The organism is Pseudarthrobacter phenanthrenivorans Sphe3, assembly GCF_000189535.1.
GTDB lineage: Bacteria > Actinomycetota > Actinomycetes > Actinomycetales > Micrococcaceae > Arthrobacter > Arthrobacter phenanthrenivorans.
Map to the genome: position 1 here is coordinate 3,646,449 of NC_015145.1, position 17,279 is coordinate 3,663,727.

15 protein-coding genes are annotated in these 17,279 nt (G+C 65.7%); 11 read left to right on the forward strand and 4 right to left on the reverse strand.

What is annotated here, in order from left to right; genetic code table 11:
• Nucleotides 1–59: 59 nt before the first annotated feature.
• The 5 genes from ASPHE3_RS16985 (at nucleotide 60) to ASPHE3_RS22730 (ending at nucleotide 4,556) form a co-directional block, all read left to right on the forward strand.
• Nucleotides 60–2,261 carry a discoidin domain-containing protein gene (locus ASPHE3_RS16985; protein WP_148258127.1) on the forward strand — a complete coding sequence of 734 codons (2,202 nt, stop codon included), beginning with the start codon at nucleotides 60–62 and terminating at the stop codon, nucleotides 2,259–2,261.
• A gap of 230 nt (nucleotides 2,262–2,491) precedes the next feature.
• A complete protein-coding gene (locus ASPHE3_RS16990; protein WP_041652319.1) occupies nucleotides 2,492–3,037 on the forward strand; it encodes a flavodoxin domain-containing protein in 546 nt (181 codons plus the stop codon).
• A gap of 90 nt (nucleotides 3,038–3,127) precedes the next feature.
• Nucleotides 3,128–3,451 carry a hypothetical protein gene (locus tag ASPHE3_RS16995; RefSeq protein WP_013602431.1) on the forward strand — a complete coding sequence of 108 codons (324 nt, stop codon included), beginning with the start codon at nucleotides 3,128–3,130 and terminating at the stop codon, nucleotides 3,449–3,451.
• Between the two features lie 106 nt (nucleotides 3,452–3,557).
• The gene (locus tag ASPHE3_RS22725) at nucleotides 3,558–4,085 is read left to right on the forward strand and encodes a hypothetical protein (protein WP_254362911.1); all 528 of its coding nucleotides are present in this window, start codon (nucleotides 3,558–3,560) and stop codon (nucleotides 4,083–4,085) included.
• Nucleotides 4,086–4,124: 39 nt separating this feature from the next.
• Entirely contained in the window at nucleotides 4,125–4,556 is a 432-nt protein-coding gene (locus ASPHE3_RS22730; RefSeq protein WP_013602433.1) for a matrixin family metalloprotease, read from the forward strand.
• A 127-nt stretch (nucleotides 4,557–4,683) separates the two neighbouring features.
• On the opposite strand, the gene ASPHE3_RS17005 is transcribed toward ASPHE3_RS22730, so the two are convergent.
• Entirely contained in the window at nucleotides 4,684–5,157 is a 474-nt protein-coding gene (locus ASPHE3_RS17005; RefSeq protein ID WP_013602434.1) for an SRPBCC family protein, read from the reverse strand.
• Between the two features lie 186 nt (nucleotides 5,158–5,343).
• Between ASPHE3_RS17005 and ASPHE3_RS17010 the strand changes: the two genes are divergently transcribed.
• The 3 genes from ASPHE3_RS17010 to ASPHE3_RS17015 all read left to right on the forward strand — a co-directional run bounded on the left by ASPHE3_RS17010 (nucleotide 5,344) and on the right by ASPHE3_RS17015 (nucleotide 7,507).
• Nucleotides 5,344–5,817 (forward strand): GNAT family N-acetyltransferase, encoded by a 474-nt coding sequence (locus tag ASPHE3_RS17010; protein ID WP_041653179.1) that lies wholly within the window; start codon nucleotides 5,344–5,346, stop codon nucleotides 5,815–5,817.
• Nucleotides 5,818–5,928: 111 nt separating this feature from the next.
• Nucleotides 5,929–6,393 (forward strand): phospholipase D-like domain-containing protein, encoded by a 465-nt coding sequence (locus ASPHE3_RS22735; RefSeq protein WP_254362913.1) that lies wholly within the window; start codon nucleotides 5,929–5,931, stop codon nucleotides 6,391–6,393.
• Nucleotides 6,394–6,466: 73 nt separating this feature from the next.
• Nucleotides 6,467–7,507: a phospholipase D-like domain-containing protein gene (locus tag ASPHE3_RS17015; protein WP_254362915.1), complete on the forward strand. Its 1,041-nt coding sequence runs from the start codon at nucleotides 6,467–6,469 to the stop codon at nucleotides 7,505–7,507.
• A 120-nt stretch (nucleotides 7,508–7,627) separates the two neighbouring features.
• On the opposite strand, the gene ASPHE3_RS17020 is transcribed toward ASPHE3_RS17015, so the two are convergent.
• Both ASPHE3_RS17020 and ASPHE3_RS17025 read right to left on the reverse strand, forming a co-directional pair.
• The gene (locus ASPHE3_RS17020) at nucleotides 7,628–9,100 is read right to left on the reverse strand and encodes an HNH endonuclease signature motif containing protein (RefSeq protein WP_013602436.1); all 1,473 of its coding nucleotides are present in this window, start codon (nucleotides 9,098–9,100) and stop codon (nucleotides 7,628–7,630) included.
• A 154-nt stretch (nucleotides 9,101–9,254) separates the two neighbouring features.
• Nucleotides 9,255–10,526 (reverse strand): wax ester/triacylglycerol synthase domain-containing protein, encoded by a 1,272-nt coding sequence (locus ASPHE3_RS17025; protein ID WP_081459870.1) that lies wholly within the window; start codon nucleotides 10,524–10,526, stop codon nucleotides 9,255–9,257.
• 128 nt (nucleotides 10,527–10,654) lie between these two features.
• On the opposite strand from ASPHE3_RS17025, the gene ASPHE3_RS17030 reads away from it, so the two are divergent.
• The 3 genes from ASPHE3_RS17030 to fdhA all read left to right on the forward strand — a co-directional run bounded on the left by ASPHE3_RS17030 (nucleotide 10,655) and on the right by fdhA (nucleotide 15,612).
• Nucleotides 10,655–11,206: a hypothetical protein gene (locus tag ASPHE3_RS17030; RefSeq protein WP_013602438.1), complete on the forward strand. Its 552-nt coding sequence runs from the start codon at nucleotides 10,655–10,657 to the stop codon at nucleotides 11,204–11,206.
• On the forward strand, nucleotides 11,203–14,073 hold the full coding sequence (locus ASPHE3_RS17035) for an ATP-binding cassette domain-containing protein (protein WP_013602439.1): 2,871 nt from the start codon (nucleotides 11,203–11,205) through the stop codon (nucleotides 14,071–14,073). The genes ASPHE3_RS17030 and ASPHE3_RS17035 overlap by 4 nt, the downstream gene beginning before the upstream one ends.
• A 321-nt stretch (nucleotides 14,074–14,394) precedes the next feature.
• Entirely contained in the window at nucleotides 14,395–15,612 is a 1,218-nt protein-coding gene (gene fdhA / locus ASPHE3_RS17040; RefSeq protein ID WP_013602440.1) for a formaldehyde dehydrogenase, glutathione-independent, read from the forward strand.
• Nucleotides 15,613–16,379: 767 nt separating this feature from the next.
• On the opposite strand, the gene ASPHE3_RS17045 is transcribed toward fdhA, so the two are convergent.
• Nucleotides 16,380–17,264, reverse strand: coding sequence for an amidohydrolase family protein (locus ASPHE3_RS17045; protein WP_013602442.1), 885 nt, complete (start codon nucleotides 17,262–17,264; stop codon nucleotides 16,380–16,382).
• Nucleotides 17,265–17,279: the final 15 nt, after the last annotated feature.

Consider the following 17,279-nt stretch of genomic DNA (forward strand, 5'->3'; position numbering starts at 1 on the left):
TCCCATCTCCCGCTTACCGCGCGGAGGGCAAATGGGAACCTCATCATCGGGAGGGCTCTATGGCTCCTGAACGTCAGCCCCGAAAGCGGGCACGTACCGGAAAAATCGTACTCGTATTCGTGGCGGCGCTCTTGGCGGCGGAATTCCTCGACGGGTTCGTCATGGACCCCGGAACCGCCAAGCCCCTGCCGCCCGTGGACGCGACTGTCAGTATCGACCTTGAGACCACCATCAATGAGTTCCCCGGCACCCACGCTCTTGGCGCGGGTGTGGACGGCCTGGAAGAAGGGGAAATCGACAAGGTCTGGACCCCCGCCAACGTGCAGGCCATGAAGACCGCCGGCTTCGGGCCGATCAGCTACCGGCTGCGCACGGAACTGGGCGTCAAGGCCTGGCACTGGAATCCGCGGGGAACATGGAGCGACCCCGCTGCCGAGCAGGGGTACTGGGTCTCCTCGGATGTGCCCCTGGAGGACTACCGGGCGTCGCAGGGATACCGTCTCCCCCGCCGCGGCAACACGATCGACCAAGGTAAGAACGACGGCTACTCCCGGCTCACCGACGGCGACCCCACCACGTTCTGGAAGAGCAACCCGTACCTGGATTCACACTTCACCGGCGAGCCGGACGACCTGAATCCGCAGTGGATCATGGCGGTACTGCCCCACCCTTTCCCCATCGATGCCGTGCATTTCGACTGGGGAACCCCGTTCGCCACCAAGTTCAAGGTGCAGTACTGGTCCGGCAAGGACGCCCACTTCCCGGTGGATGACGGGCAGTGGGTCGATTTTCCACAGAGCTCCCATGACGGTGCCGGTGGTGCCCAGACCGTCCGAATCGCCCCCGGCCCCGTGAACGTGCAGTACCTGCGGGTGGTGCTGCTCCAGGACTCGGACACCGCTCCTGGCGGTTCCACCGACGTCCGCGACAAGCTCGGATTCGCCGTGAACGAGCTGTCCATCGGGCAGCTGACGGCCGACGGTTTCGTTGACCACGTGGCGCATGTTCCGTCCCAGGAGCAGACCGAAATGTGGACGTCCTCCACGGACCCCTGGCACCGTGCAAGCGACATCGACAAACACTATGAGCATGCGAGCTTTGAGCGGCTCTTCGACAGCGGCATCACCAACGGCCAGCCGATGATGGTGCCGGCACCGGCGCTCTACGGGGTTCCGGAGGACAGCGCCGCGCTGGTGAGCTACCTGAAGAAGCGCGGCTACCCTGTGGAACGCATCGAAATTGGTGAGGAGCCGGACGGCCAGCTCGCCCAGCCGGAGCACTACGGTGCCTTGTACCTGCAGATGGCCCGCGCCATGAAGGGCGTTGACCCGGGCCTGCAGTTCGGCGGCCCCGGCTACCAGACCACGCTGCCCGAGTGGGTGCACTGGCCTGATGCCAAGGGGGTCAGGTCCTGGACCGGCCGCTTCGTGTCCTACCTGAAGGAGCGCAACGCGATGGAGGACTTCGATTTCTTCTCCTTCGAGTGGTACCCCTTCGACGACGTCTGCGCCGACCCGAATGCGCCGCTGGCCCAGCACCCCAAGCTCCTGGCGGACCTTCTTGTCCGGCAGGAAAAGGCTGGCCTTCCCGCAGACATCCCCAAGGTGATCACCGAGTACGGGTATTCCTCCTTCGCCGGCCAGGTGGAACTGGAACTGCCCGGGGCAATGGTCAACGCCGAAACGGCCGCCATGTTCCTGGCCCTCGGCGGGGAGACCAGCTACTACTACGGGCTGGAGCCGAATTGGGTGTTCCAGGAAAAGGAAGGCAAGAAGTGCAACTCGTGGGGCAACCTGATGATGCTGCAGTTCTACGACGACTGGAAGATCCGGCCACTCGCGGCATTCCAGGCGGCGAGGCTGGTCAACAAGCACTGGGTGCAGGAGGGCAACGGCAAGCACACCGTGCACGCCGCGAGCAGCGACCTGCACAATGCGCAGGGTGAGCCGCTGGTGACGGCCTATGCGCTGCGGCGGCCTGACGGCAGCCTGGGTGTACTCCTGTTCAACAAGGACCCCCAGCGGACCATCAAGATCCGGCTGATGCATAAAGCGGACGGTGAACTGAAAGTGGTTGATGAGAACATCGCCCTCGACCAGTACTCGGGTGAACAGTACAAGTGGAACAGCACCCAGGGTGAAGGCAACGGCGGGCACCCCAAGCCCAACCAGCCGCCCGCCTCAAGCGTGATCGGCAAAGAGCATGACGCCACCTTCACGCTGCCACCCCACAGCATCTCGGTGGCCGTGACCAAGCCCTAGCAACCCATCAACCGCGGCAACCAAGGAGGCGGACGACGGCGGGACGGCCCGCCGTCGTCCCTTCTGTTTGGTGCGCGCAAGCACTGGGCTTAAAGGCAGTGTTCCGGGCTGTGCCTTCAGTGACGCCTTTCCAGGGCAGGCTGCGGATCCGGGACGTTCGGCCCTACGGCCTGGTGCCGCGCATTGGCAGACTGGCAGGTGCCGGCGTCCCACAATGCAAGGAACCCTACATGGCCGTTGTCTACATCCCCTACGGAACCAGTGAGGGCCAGTCCGGCAAGATTGCCGAGTTCATCGCGGACGTTATTCACGCGCACGGCCACAAGGCGCAAACTGCCGACATCAGACGCGCCGGGAATTTCATTCCCGACTGGTTCGACGCAGTGATCGTGGGTGCATCCATCCATAGCGGCAGGCATGAGGAGTACGTCACGGAGTTCGTGCAGAAAAATAAGGACATCCTGGAAAGCGTGCCGTCCGCGTTCTTCTCCGTCAGCCTCTCAGCACACGGTGACACCGAGGGTGCCGAGGGATACGTGAAGAAATTCGAGGAAGAGACGGGCTGGCATCCGGCCCAGGTGGGGCTCTTCGGCGGGGCATTGCTGTACACGCAATACGGGTTTATCAAACGCCTCATGATGAAGAAGATCGCCGGCAGCAACGGCTCCCTGGACACGGACACCTCGCAGGACTACGTGTACACCGAGTGGGACGGCGTGAAGCAGTTCACGGAGGACTTCCTGGACAGGGCCACCACGCCGGGAGAGGTCCTCTGAGTCCGTTGCTCGTGGAATGCAGCGGAGGCCGCCGCGGCCCGGCGGGAATAGACTACAAGCGGAACATCCCTTCCACCACGGGAGGTCATCGTGGACACTGAAACCGCCGATGTCACCGGTCATGATGTCACAACGATCGTCTGCGTGTGCGGCAATACCGTCAGCCAGGACGGTCTGATCCAGGCCAACTCCCAGGGCGTGCCTGTCTATGCAGGTGAAGACACTCCTGTCCCAGCAGGACTGGCGGCGTGGCCGGAGGATGAGGACCTGTACACCCTGTGCCCCAAGTGCGGCCGTGTGTACCGGGATGCCGTCATCGAAGAAACAGGCACGGCGCCGGTTGCTTTCCGCGTGGACGTCACCGCCGATCCAGTCGCCGGCGCCATCCGGGCCCACTGGAACCTCAGCGGTTAGGGCGTACACCCGTAAAACCCCTCAGCTGAAAACAGCCACGGCCTCAGGCAGCCATTATGCTGAGCGGACCATCCCGGAGGATGGGTTGGGGGCACAGGGGGCGCTGGTGGCATCAGGTTTTGGCAAACGGGATTCTTCAGGCACGCCTGCTGACGGGCTCAATATCCCGGGTGTCCGCCGTTCGCCGAGCGGGCGCATCCCGCAGTGGGCGATTGATGAGGCGCTCGGCAAGCTTCAGGATCCCGAGCCTTGGCGTGCCGCTCCCACCCCGGCGGCAGGAAAGAGACGCCGCGGGACCAGGCCCGGGCGCACCTTTAGGTGGAGGGCGGGGCCAGTCAGCGTTCTGGCCCTGGCGCTCATTGCAGGGCTCTATTTCACCCCCACCCTGATTAGCCGTCTCACCCTGTCACAGGCCCTGCCCCACCTGCCCGGCTCCGATGTCCCGCCTCCCGGGTTTGAAGCTGTATCGTCTCCCCTTGGAGTCCCTCCGGCCACCACGGGCTCCACGGCCTTCGTCCTGCAGGAGTCTCCCGACCCGGACCAGCCGTTTGTTGCCTACGACCCGTGCCGTCCGATTCATTACGTGGTGCGCCCCGACCTGGCGCCCCCGGGCACCGATCAGCTCATTCTCTAGTCCGTAGCCGCAGTATCGGCCGCAACCGGATTGCAGTTTGTGTATGACGGATTTACGTCGGAAGCGCCATCCAAAGACCGGGAGGCGTACCAGCCTGACCGCTACGGCAAGAAGTGGGCGCCGGTCCTGATTGCCTGGTCAACGCCCGAGGAGGCACCGGACCTGGCGGGAAGGGTCGCGGGGACCGGTGGAAGCTCCTCGATCCAGGTAAGGGGTGAGCCTTACGTGTACATCACTGGGCAGGTTCAGCTCGACGCGCCGGCTCTAACCGAGACTCTAGCCTTTCCTGATGGGCACGCTTTGGTTCGGGCGATCATGATGCATGAGCTGGCCCATGTGGTGGGGCTGGACCACGTGAACGACCCCGCGGAGCTGATGTATGAAGAGAACAGTGGGCAACTGGACTTTGGGGCGGGCGACCGCGCAGGGCTTGCACTGTTGGGAACAGGGAAGTGCGTTCCGCGGGTCTGACGCCGCCGCCGTCGAGAACGGGTGAGTCCCGCGTCAACGGAAAGCGGACGACGGCGGGAGGCCCCCGCCGTCGTCCGCTTCCTGTTTGTGGGGCGCTGCGCAGTCAGTTGGTTCCCGCCCGGCACTCCTAGAGCTGCCCGGTGGGACCGGTGTCCTTGACTTCGCCGCGCCAGGCGCCGGTTTCGGTGCCGCGCGATTCGATGAAGTCCTTGAACTTCCGCATGTCGGCCTTTACCTGCATCTCGTCGATCTTCAGAGCCGCTCCTGCTTTTTCGGTGGCGGTTTCCGGCGCCCATTCGAAATGAACTTTGACCTTGGTGTGGTTGGCATCCAGCGGCTTGAACCTGATGATCCCGGCATGGGACTTGCCGTCGGTGCTGCGCCAGGCGATCCGGTCATCGGGCTCCTGGTCAACGATTTCAGTGTCGAATTCCCGGCGGACGCCACCTACGTTGGTCACCCAGTGGTTGGTGGTGTCAGTCAGCTGGGTTACGGATTCCACACCGGACATGAACTGCGGAAAGGACTCAAACTGGGTCCACTGGTTGTACGCGGTCCGCACCGGAACATCGACATCCACGGTCTCTTCAACGTGTTCCATCTGCTTCCTCCTCATGACGGACGGCCGCAACGGCGGACCGGCAGCACGGCCATCCTGCCAGTCAGGCAGCCGCCACATTTGCACCATAAATCCGGCGGCTGTCTGTGTCCAGAGCCGGTGCGGCGGCACTGGCTGTGGCGTTCGTGGAGCCATCGAGCGTGATCCGCTGCAGGTAAATTTATGCTGATGATTTCCATTGACCGGGACGATCCCGCCCGCGCCGACGTCCATCAGCTCCTCAACGAACACCTGGCGGACATGTACGCCACCTCGCCAGCCGAAAGCGTCCACGCCCTGGACCACTCCGCCCTGTCCTCGCCGTCGATCACGTTCTGGACGGCCCGCGAGGACGGTGATTTGCTGGGGTGCGGCGCACTCAAGCTCTTGGAGTCCCCGCCCGGGTCCGCGCTGCACGGCGAAATAAAGTCCATGCGCACCACGGCAGGCGCCCGCGGACGGGGCGTGGCAACGCTGATGCTCCGCCATATCCTCAGCGACGCCCGCGCCCGGAACCTTGAGCGCCTCTACCTGGAGACGGGAACCGAGGACTACTTCGCTCCGGCCCGCCAGCTGTACGCCCGGAACGGCTTCACCGAGTGCCCGCCGTTTGCCGGCTACGCCCTGGATCCCAACAGCGTGTTCATGGAGCTCGCGCTCTAAGGAGGGCGTCATCAACGTTCCCGGCACCGGGCCGTGACATTGCCCAAGACGGTCGTAGGCTACTAACAGGCCGGACAGGGCGGCGGCCTCGGGCCTCGAAGGGAACGACGAGTGGACAGAAGTGCCGGTTACTGGTTCTTGAGTGGTGCAGAGCGGGGACACGCAGCCACCAATGTCCACGCTGAAGGTGCCGGATCGCCGGCCTGGTCCGAGGGAAACCTTGTGCGGCCCCTGATCCATGGCGCCACCTACTTCGCCCGGCTGCATGAGGAGCTCTCCGTGCTTCAAGCGGGTGACCGCGTGTGGTTCACGGACTGGCGTGGCGACGGCGACGAGCGGCCTACGGACGATGGGCCGGCGATCGGTGAGCTGCTGGCGCGGTTGGCCCCGGCGGGTGTGGAAGTGCGCGGCCTGGTCTGGCGGTCGCACGGCGAGCGCGTGTCTGCTCCCATGAGCAACCTGTCCAACGAGCACCTCAGTCGGCAGGTCAATGACGCGGGCGGGGAAGCGCTGTTGGTCAGCGGGGCGCCTCTTCGGCTGCCATCACCAGAAGCTGTTCGTCATCCGCAACCGTAACGACCCCTCGCGGGACGTGGCGTTCGTCGGCGGAATCGACCTTTCCCACAGCCGCCGGGACGACGCGGATCACATGGGAGATCCGCAGGCGGTGGACATGGATCCCCGGTACGGGAAACAGCCTCCATGGCACGACGCCGCCCTGGAACTTCGCGGACCGGTCGTGGCTGACGTGCTCGAGTTGTTTGCGGAGCGGTGGAACGATCCCCATCCCCTGGACCGGCGCACGCCTTACCGGATGCTGCTGCAGCGCCTGGCGGGTATGCCCAGGCATCCCAAACCACTGCCGGAGACTGCGCCGCCCCCGCCGCCGGCCGGCCCCCACGCCGTGCAGCTGCTGCGCACTTACGGCGTGAAGCATCCGCCGTTTCCCTTCGCCCCGGGTGGTGAGCGGAGCGTTGCCCAGGCCTACACGAAGGCCTTCTCCCTGGCCCGTTCGCTGATTTACATCGAAGACCAGTACCTGTGGTCGGCTGAGGTGGCAGCCGGAATCGCGGCTGCCCTTGAACAGAACCCCGGGTTGAACGTGATCGCGGTTGTGCCCCGCTACCCGGACTCCGACGGTCCGCTCGGCGGGCCACCCAAGCGGCTGGGGCAACTGCATGCCATCGAGACGATACGCCGCGCCGCGCCGGACAGATTCGGCGTGTTCAACCTGGAGAACCGGGCCGGGACGCCGATCTATGTCCATGCCAAGATCTGCATCATCGACGACTCCTGGTTCACGTGCGGGTCGGACAACTTCAACCGGCGGTCCTGGACCACGGACAGCGAGCTGACCTGCGCAGTGGTTGACACTACTGCCGGCGAGCGGGAAACGCCGTTGGCCCAAAGGCTGCGGCTGCAGCTTTGGGCCGAGCACCTGGGCGTCGAGGAAAGTGACCCCCGGCTCCACGATCCGGCGGACGGCCTCGCTCTGTGGAAGGCCGCCGCCGACGCTCTCGATGATTGGCATAGAAGCGGGCGCGGTCCGACCCGGCCCGCGGGACACGTACGGCACCACACCACAGCACCGGTGACGCGCCTTCAGCGTCTCTGGGCGGCTCCTGCCAACCGCTTTTTCGTGGACCCGGACGGCCGTCCCCGCAAACTGCGCGGCACTACCCGGTTCTAGGGCGAGGACAGGCTGACTCCAGGCACAACCCGGTTCTAGGGCGAGGATAGGCTGACTCCAGGCACTACCCGGTTCTAGGCACGCCAGGCTGATTCCAAGCAGGACAAGCTGGCGCTGGCCTCAGGCCGCGAGGCGCGTCAGGATGACCTGTTCCAGGGGGCTGATGTCCTGTTCCAAGGGGCCGACAGTAACGGGCAGGCAGCCGGACGGGATGAGGGGTGGTTCCCGGTCCGGGTGCTCGGCTGGATAGTGTCGTCCGGCCGGTGAGATCCAGCCTGGCGGCTCATGCGTCGTTGCCGGCGTTGGTGTCCAGGCCGACCCGTGTTTGAGCCGGTGGTGTTTCGGGCATGCCTGCCCAAGGTTACTGATGCCGGTGGTTCCCCCGCGCTGCCAGGCGGTGAGATGATCCGCCTCATTGTCCAGGCTATGGTTGCTGCAGCCCGGGAAGGTGCATCTGCCGTCCCGCATCTTGAGCCACCGCTTCAATGCCTCCGGGAGGCGGTAGCTGGTGCGTCCGATTTCCAGCGGAGCCCCATCCCTCGGATCTACCAGGACGCGGTACAACGAGCTGGCACCGTCAGCAACCAGCCGGCGTGCCAAAGAAGCCGGAACCGGCCCCAGCCCATCGACTTCAGCGGGTTCGTCGGCCAGGCCAAGGAGGGAGAAGACCGGAACGGTCACGAGCACCTCAACCTTCGGGGAGGGCGCGTCTCCTAAGTCCTGGTTGGCACTGCCCAACAGCAGCCCCGCGGCAACGTCCGCGCGCAACTGGCTGAGGTTGCGTGGTTCGTCCGGGCCTTGCAGTCCGCGGGCCAGTGCCGTCGACTTGTTCCAGATAGCTAAGGCTGTGTCTCCAGGAAGGTAGAGCGACAGCCAGGCCATGCCGTCCCGGTCCGGGCTGAACTCCACCCGACGGTCCGCGGTGCTCTTCGCATGGCGTTCCTCGAGGGACTCGGGGTGGTGGCGTTCGCGCCAGGCCCGGACCTTCCGCCGGAACCGGGCGGGCACCAGGTCTCCGGGTGCGGCACTGCCGGCCGGCTTGGGTGCGTCAGCGTCGAAGAAGTGTGCCTCCAAAGCAGAGGCTGCTGCGGGGGTGAGACCAGTGGTTTCCTCGACCACGATTCGCGCATGCAGCCAACCGATAGTGCCGGCCTGCAGCGCATCGAGTGCCGCCGGCAGTGAGGTGGTCAGCGCGTGGGCTTCTCCAAGCAAGGCGGATGCAGCGCGTTCACCAATGGTGAGCATGCACGCGACTTCTGCCACCCGACTCATCTCCTGCGCCGTCGCCTCGTAAGCGCTGGCTGGCGGGCCTTCAATTGCGTCTGCCGCCTCCGCATAGGCGGCCACCAGTCGCACCTTCAGCGCCGCCGTCGCGGCCTCAAGGCGCGCCACCCGCCCCAACCCGTCCAGGCAAACCTCGGAAAAGTCCTGCAGCGGATCAGCATCAGCGCCCGCAAAAGGCGTAGGCCCATCCAGGGCGTCCGGCCGCCGCGCAACAACACCCGCAAGTTCATCAACCAGCCCGGCCACCGACGCAACGGCAGTCGCCAGTACGGCTCGGCCGCCCGCATCTATTACCGCGCTGGTTTCCATAACCAAAGCATGGCAGGAGGGTCTGACATTCGCTGCTCATCGTCCCCCTGATCATCGAAGGTGACCGCTCCTAAGTACCCCCCAAGGAACAGAGCGGACGACGGCGGGCCCTCCCGCCGTCGTCCGCTCTGCTTTGGCATGGGCCAGGGAACTCTCACCCGCCCAGACGCCCCAGCTCCTCCCCCATGGCCTGTGCGAACACATCACCTGGGACATTGGAGGCATCGAAGTGGATGCCGCAGCACAGGTTGCCGGCGTAGGAGACCGCCGCGACACCGAGCCGAACATTGCCGGCGAGCACCGCAACCGGCCAGAGTGCCACTACCGGGGCCCCAGCCAGGCGGAACGTGCCTTCCGGACCCGGCACGTTGGTGACGAACCCGCCCACCAGATGCTGCCGGCGGCCGAGGCGGTCCATGATGCGCGCGCCGACCGGGCCGCGCATGAACTCCAGCGTGCCCTGGTCCCGTGCCTGCGGCTTCTCCACACGGGTCTGCTCGGCGATGAGCCGCAAACGCTCATCGGGGTCGGGCTCGCCAAGTGGCAGCCGCACCAGCATGACTCCCACCTGGTTCGCCGCGGTCCCGCGGCGCCGCAGCGCCACCGGCTCGGACACCGGCAGCCACGCGGGAACCGGCTCACCGGCCGCCATTAAAGCTGCCCGAAATCCGGCCGCTGACGCAGCGAGAAGGCCGTCGTTGACCGTGGCGCCCTTCGGACGGACCGCCGACTCGAGGGCTTCAATGTCTGTCCGCAGGAAAGCGACGCCGTGGTGCGTGCTGCGCTCACCGAGAAGCACTGTGCGGCCCACGCCGTGGCCCCACAAGGTCTTGCGGATACGGTACAGACCCGTCCCGAGGCGGCGCAGGATGCGGCGCACATCCATCCTCGGACGGTGCTGGGGAGCCCCCGCCGGCGCAAGCGCACTCGCAGTCCTCTCCGCCGGTTCGCCGGGGTCGAAAAGCCGCTGCACAATGACCGCCGCCGTCATCCCGTCGGCCACGGCGTGGTGGATTCGCAGCACAATGCCGAGTCCGCCCGTCACGGCGCCCGGAACCACCAGGATCTCCCACATCGGACGGTCCAGTGCGAGCGGCTGGCTCATCAGCCCGGCGCATCTGGCCTCAAGGCCCATCAGTCCATCCACCGGCTCCACAAGTCGGATGTGATGCTCGACGTCGGGCATGGTTTCAACCCAGTGGTGTCGCCGGCCCGCCTGGGCCGCTCTCTTGCGAAGCGCCGGCAACTCGGCAATCCGTTCACGAAGGACCGCCCTGAGCCCTGCCATGTCCGGAGTGCCATCCGGAGCCAAAAACCCGCCTGGTTCCAGCAGGCCAGCCACGAGGAACACATTGACCTGGCCAGCATGGTCGAGCACCAGGTTCGCCTCATCGGTAGGGGCCAGTCTTTGTGTCGCTGAGCGCATGCCTCGACGCTAACGGTGAAGTACCCGTGCTGTCAGGTGGTTTCCGCAAGGTCCCGGCGTCATATAACGCGACCGCATCAGGCTCCGGTCAGGCAACGCCCTACCCTTAACAGGTGACTTTGACTAAGATGCGCACCGCCGCCGCGAGCTCCCTCGCCGCCGCCGGTCTCCTGTTCTCCCTCGCCGCGTGTTCCGCGCCGGCCACCCAGCCCGCTGCCTCTGAGCCCGCTTCCACCCCAGCGGCTTCGACGAGCGCCGCTCCCAGCGCCTCCGATGGGCCCTGCGACGGCGTAAAGGTCATCGTTGATTCGGGCGCCCTGAAGCAGGCTGCCGCAAACACCTCCGTGTGCGTGCCCGTGGACGGGCCCACTGTCGCCGCGGATGTGCTTAAGGAAGCGGACATCAAGACCGAGGGCACCACGCAGTACCCCAACGAGCTGGTGTGCCGCGTGAACGGTGTGCCCGCTGCAGACTTCGACATCACGCACAAGGGCGGCACGTACCGGGAAGAATGCAAGGGCATGCCCGCCGCCTTCGCCTACTGGGCACTGTGGGTTAAGCCGGCGAACGGTGACTGGGCCTACGCCCAGGAAGGCCTCGCCACCCTCAAGGTGAGCCCGGGCGAGAGCCTGGAACTGCTCTTCACGGTCGACGGCGAACCGGACGCCCCCGCGGTATGACCTTCCGGCCCGCGCCATTACGCGCCGCGGCGGCCCTCGCCGTCGTGTTCATCGTGGCGCGGGTCATCTACCGCATCCTCTTCAACGGGGCGGGGATGGGCGAGCCGGTCCTGCTCGACCTGCCGGCGACGCGGCTGCCCGCCCCCTACTCGCATGTGGTCCTCCTGGGCCCGGTCACTGGTGCCGGGCTGTGGGCGGCGGTGGCGTCCGCCCTGCCGATCGCCGCGATGTTCCTCGGCTTCGGCCTTCTCAACGCCTGGGTGGACGTGGCCCGCGGCTTCGTGCACCTGGCCCGCCGCGGTCCCCTTCAGGGCGTGGGCCGGATGCTTGTGGTGGCATGGGCTGCGCTTCCCGCGCTTTCCGACGCCGTGACGTCCGTGCGCCTGGCGTTCCGGCTGCGGGGCGAAAAGTTTGGACCCCGCGCCCTGGTGCCCATCCTCGAGCACACCCTTGAGCATGCCGGCAGGGTTGCCGCGGCGCTGGAGCTGCGCGGCTTTGGGAGCCGAGCGGAGCATCGTTTCGAGAACGACGACGACGGCCCGCTTCTGGTGCGGAACGCACAGTTCCGCATTGGGGACGCACAGGTGAGCGTCCCCGGATTCACGCCGCCCAGTGGCTCAATCACCGTGATCACCGGGGCCACCGGCTCCGGCAAGTCCACCGTCCTGCGGGGCATCGCCGGGCTGCTTTCGCACGCGGACGGTGGGGACATCGATGGGACAGTGCGCGTCGCCGGCGCGGACCGTGCCAGCACACCGCCGCGGGACACCGCACGCGCCGTCGGCGTTGTGCTCCAGAATCCCCGCGCAGCCTTCGCCACCACCAAGGTCCGGGACGAAATCTCCCTGGCCCTTGAGCTGCGCGGCGTAGCACCTACTGCCGCCAAGACCCGCGTCCTTGAGGTCGCCGGGCGCATCGGGGTTTCGGCGCTGCTGGACCGGAATCTCAGCACCCTCTCGGCGGGCGAGGCAACGCTCGTGGCCATCGCCGCAGCGGTGGTGGAAAATCCGGCCCTGCTCCTGGTCGATGAGCCCCTGGCCGACCTCGACACTGCAGCGCGTGGACGCGTCATCGCCGTACTCCACACCCTCGCCCGCGACGCCGGCACCTGCGTCATCGTGGCGGAACACCGGGCGGAACCGCTCATACCGGTGGCCGATTCCTGGTGGACCATCGATGACGGCACACTAATCCCAACTGCAGGGGTCCCCGGGGCGGCGCCGTCACCTTCCGCCCCCTTCCAGGCCGTCAAAGCACCTGCACGCCCGACTGATCTTGCGCCGGTGCTCACGGCAACAAACCTGGCCGTGCACCGCAAGGGCACCCCACTGGTGCGGAACGCATCCCTGACCCTGCACCGCGGCGAGATGGTGGCTTTGGTAGGGCCGAACGGAGCCGGGAAGTCGTCCCTCCTGGTCGCGCTCGCCCTGGCTGAGGGCAAACCCGGTGACGGTATCAGCGGCGAGATAGCGCTCGACGGCGGCCGGGTCGCCTTGGTGCCGGACGCCTCGGACGATCTCTTCACCAGGGATACGGTGGCAGGCGAACTCCGGGCAGCTGAACGGCGCCTCGCCCGGGGCAAGAACGGCCGGCAGGTCCCGTCTGGATATGCGGCGTCGCATCTGGCCCGGTTGCGGGGCAACGTCCCGATCCCCTTCGGGCACGAGCACCCCCGGGACCTCTCCGCCGGAGAGCGACGGATCCTCGCCATCGCCCTGCAGACCATGGACAACCCTGGGGTACTCCTGATCGACGAACCGACTCGTGGACTGGATCCTGCAGCACGCACCGCAGTCGCCGCAGCTCTGGAAGCCGCGGCGGATTCAGGCGCTGCGGTCCTGATCGCCACGCACGATCACGACTTTGCCCGCAGCCTCGGCGCCCGCATCCTCCCGATGCGTGAGGGCGTCGCGCCCTCTTCCGAGCCGCCCGCTGCCCCGGCTGTGGCCACCTCTGCTGCACAGCCGGCCGCAGCACCGCGGGTTCCGGCAACACGCACCGCCGTCGACGTACCGAATGACATCACCGGCGCCAAGAAGCCCCGCCGCATCCGGATGCCGCGCGGCGCCGAACCCGCCGTCCTCGCCGCGGCGAACCTCCTGGCCCTTGGCGCCTTCTGCTGGCCGCTGCTCGCCGCAGCCTTCCCGCAGGATGCCGCGGCGGCCCTCCCCTACGCTGCGCTGGCCATCGCACCCATCGCCGCCGTCGCCGTCGTCGTGTCCCTGGACGGCTCGGTCCGCTCAGCCCACACGGTGGCCCTGCTCGGCGTCCTGGCCGCGGTAGGTTCCGCGGTCCGGGTGGCGAGCACCGGCGTCGGGGGCATTGAGGCGGTCTTTATCCTGTTGATCCTGGCTGGCCGGGCATTCGGTGCCCGCTTCGGCATGCTCCTGGGCGCCGCCACAATCGCCCTCTCAAGCGCCCTGTGGGGCGGGATCGGGCCGTGGACGCCGTTCCAGATCTTCGCCTGCGCCTGGGTGGGCGCAGGCGCCGGCCTGCTCCCACACCGGGTCCGCGGCATGGCCGAGCTGTGGATGCTGTGCGGCTACGGCGCCGTGGCGTCCTACCTGTTCGGCCTGCTGACCAACCTGTGGTTTTGGCCCTTCGCGGTGGGCGCCGGCACCGGCATCTCCTATGAGCCCGGCGCACCGCTGGCCACCAACCTGGGCAGCTTCCTGCTGTACTCGCTGGTGACGTCGACGGCGGGCTGGGACACCCTGCGCGCCGTCACCACCATCGTCGGCATCGTTGTGGTGGGCCGGGCGATTCTCGCCGCGTTCCGTCGGGTGAAGCCGGTGGCTGGCGTGGGCAGGCAAGCTGCAAAGGCTGATTCCGCCCAAGTAAAGGACCGGCTTCAACTCAGGGTCTGAGGAGCCGTCCGAAAAAGTATGAGCCGCGGAGGCATTCATGCACCAATTCCGCATGGTTATCTTCAAAATCTTGCGCTTTTGTTGCAGCACTTGTGACCCTAGTCTCATCTACAGGCTCTTTCACTGCCGGCCGTCGCACTGGGGAAGGAAGAGCTGTGCCGTGTCCGTGAAGGGTGCTTCGATGGCCTGGAACCTGGGGAGGTATCCCCATCGAAGCACCGTTCTCGGACAACGGATCAGCGCCGGCAACTTTGCCAGACCAAGTGCAAGGCCATCCGAACGGAAGGCCTTGCACCACATACCCCTACCAAAGGAGTGTCCATGTCAGGAAACAGAGCCGTTGCCTACAAAGAACCCGGTGTCGTCGAAATCATCGACACCGACTACCCGACGTTGGAACTCAAGGATGGTCCCGGCGTTAATCCGGCCAATGTGGGCCGAAAAGTACCCCACGGCGCGATCCTGCGAACGGTGACCACCAATATTTGCGGCTCGGACCAGCACATGGTTAGGGGCCGGACCACGGCCCCTAAGGACCTCGTCCTTGGCCACGAAATCACCGGCGAAGTGGTGGAGGTCGGTCCGGACGTGGAGTTCATCAAGGTGGGAGACATTGTCTCCGTACCTTTCAATATCTCCTGCGGCCGTTGCCGGAACTGCAAGGAACGGAAGACCGGCATCTGCCTGAACGTCAACCCGGACCGCCCGGGCAGCGCCTACGGTTACGTGGACATGGGCGGCTGGGTGGGCGGCCAGGCGGAATACGTGCTGGTCCCCTACGCTGACTGGAACCTGCTGAAGTTCCCGGACCGCGACCAGGCCCTGGAAAAGATCATGGACCTGACCATGCTTTCGGATATTTTCCCTACGGGCTTCCACGGCGCCGTCACTGCCGGGGTGGGCGTTGGGTCCACCGTCTACATTGCCGGTGCAGGCCCAGTGGGCCTCGCGGCCGCCGTCGGCGCGCAGCTGCTCGGTGCCGCCGTCGTCATTGTCGGTGACATGAACGAAGACCGGCTGGCTCAGGCCCGCTCCTTCGGCTGCGAAACGGTGAACGTCACCAAGGGCGATCCGAAGGACCAGATCGAGCAAATCCTTGGCGTCCCCGAGGTGGATTGCGGCGTGGACGCCGTAGGGTTCGAAGCCCGCGGTCACGGCAAGGACGCCTCCCACGAGGCCCCCGCCACCGTGCTGAACTCCCTCATGGACATCACCGCTGCTGGCGGGGCCCTTGGCATTCCCGGTCTGTATGTCACCGGCGACCCGGGTGGAATCGACGAGGCCGCAAAGCACGGCTCCCTGTCCCTGTCCCTGGGCACCGGATGGGCAAAGTCCCTGTCCTTCACAACCGGTCAGTGCCCTGTCATGTCGTACAACCGCCAGCTGATGATGGCGATCCTGCACGACAAGGTCCAAATCGCCAAGGCCGTAAACGCCACAGCAATCCCGCTTGAGGACGCACCGCGCGGCTACGCAGAATTCGACGCCGGTTCGGCAACGAAGTTCGTGCTCAACCCGAACGGATACGTCAAGGCGTAGAACCCCGGCTGGTGGGGCCGGGGACTGCGAAGCACACACCACCTGGTGCAAGCCTCGCCGTCCCCGGCCCCATCTAGCCCGTGCCACCGGCACGCATCCACTCTCCCTGCATCAGCAAAGGCAATCACATGACCCATCGCAACGACCAAGAATCAATTCTCCGCCTGAGCAGCAACGGGAAGGAGCATGGTGACATTCAGCTCGAAGCATCGAGTCCCGTGACCGTTCGGCTGCAGCTGGATGGTGGCTGCAATTGCCAGCATGGCGCTCAAAATCGTCCCGGTTCGTACGTTGACAGCGACCTCGGTATGCGCTGACAGCGGCTGCACCGGCCATCCGGCATCAGTCCTAGGGCGGGGAGAACCGGGCACCGCGGTACTCGCGCTTGAAATACCCTGCCGCGCCCCTTCGGCTCCTGGATCGCGAAACCCAGCTCCCATGCTAGAACTCCGCCAGCACAAGCCTCTGGTGCGCGACTAGGCACAACGATCTGATGATGCGTCTGGATGTAGTAATCGGTCACGCACTCAACGCCCGCGACCGAATCCAGCACCATCCAGGCGCCATAATGGCTCGATCCCGTCCCCGACCATACGAGGGTGCTGACTCAACGGTCGCCCACCGATCAGCATGAACAAAAGTCCCTGCCACCGCCCGAAGCGATGGTACGTACTGAATTCGACAACTACTAACCGACATCAGCGAATTGGGCAGAGGATGTGACGGTGGGTCGCTATCAACAGCGGTGTTATGCGCGCGACACCCACTTATGAAGCAGGGAGATGCTCGACCCCTCTCGCAGCGGTGGGTACAGACAGCCCATACCACTTTTCTGCTGTTCCACCCCTCAGTAAGGCCTGTTCTGCTTCGCCGGGAAAGGTTTCGCGGACAGCGGATAGCAGATCCTGCCAGGCGCGTTGGTAGTCCGACTTGAGCAGAATTACAGGCCAGTTGCTGCCCAGCATCAACCGGGATGCACCAAAGTGCTCACCCGCCCACCTCACGTACGGGATCAAGTCTTCACGCTTCCAGGAATCCCAGCTCGTTAGGACGTCAATGCCAACCGACACCTTCACGGCGACGCTGGGGCACGCGGCGAGGGCTTTGAGGTGATCCGCCCACGGCTGCCAGCCGCGGACGTCCACCGGCGGCCGGCCGAGGTGATCCACAACAATTCGCAACTCAGGCACAGCGACGGCGAGCTTGAGGATGGCACTGATCTGCTCACTCGTTACGGGGACAACGTCCCAGGCCAGGTTCCGCTGTGCGATCTCCCGGAAGAGGGCAAGGGATTCTTCATTTGTCAGCCAGGCGAGGGAGTCCCGACCAATGAGTGCTCGAACGCCGCACACCTTGTGTGGGTGCATTCGGCGGAGCTCGTGCAGGGCAGCCTCTGGATCGGACAGTGGTAACCATGCCACAACGCCTGCTACAAAATGGGCTTTCGCGTATTCAGCCAGGCGATCATTCTCCGCCGGCTCATCCGCCGACTGCATGAGGACGGTAGCGTCGATATTCGCCGACCTTAGCTCCGGTTCCAGATCTTGGGGACCGAAGTCCGCCTCGAGGGTGCCGTGGGCCTCATTTCGCCACGGGTGCTTCTGCACGCCAGCTCTCCAGAGGTGATGATGGGAATCTATAGTACGGCTCATGTCATGTCCTTTCGC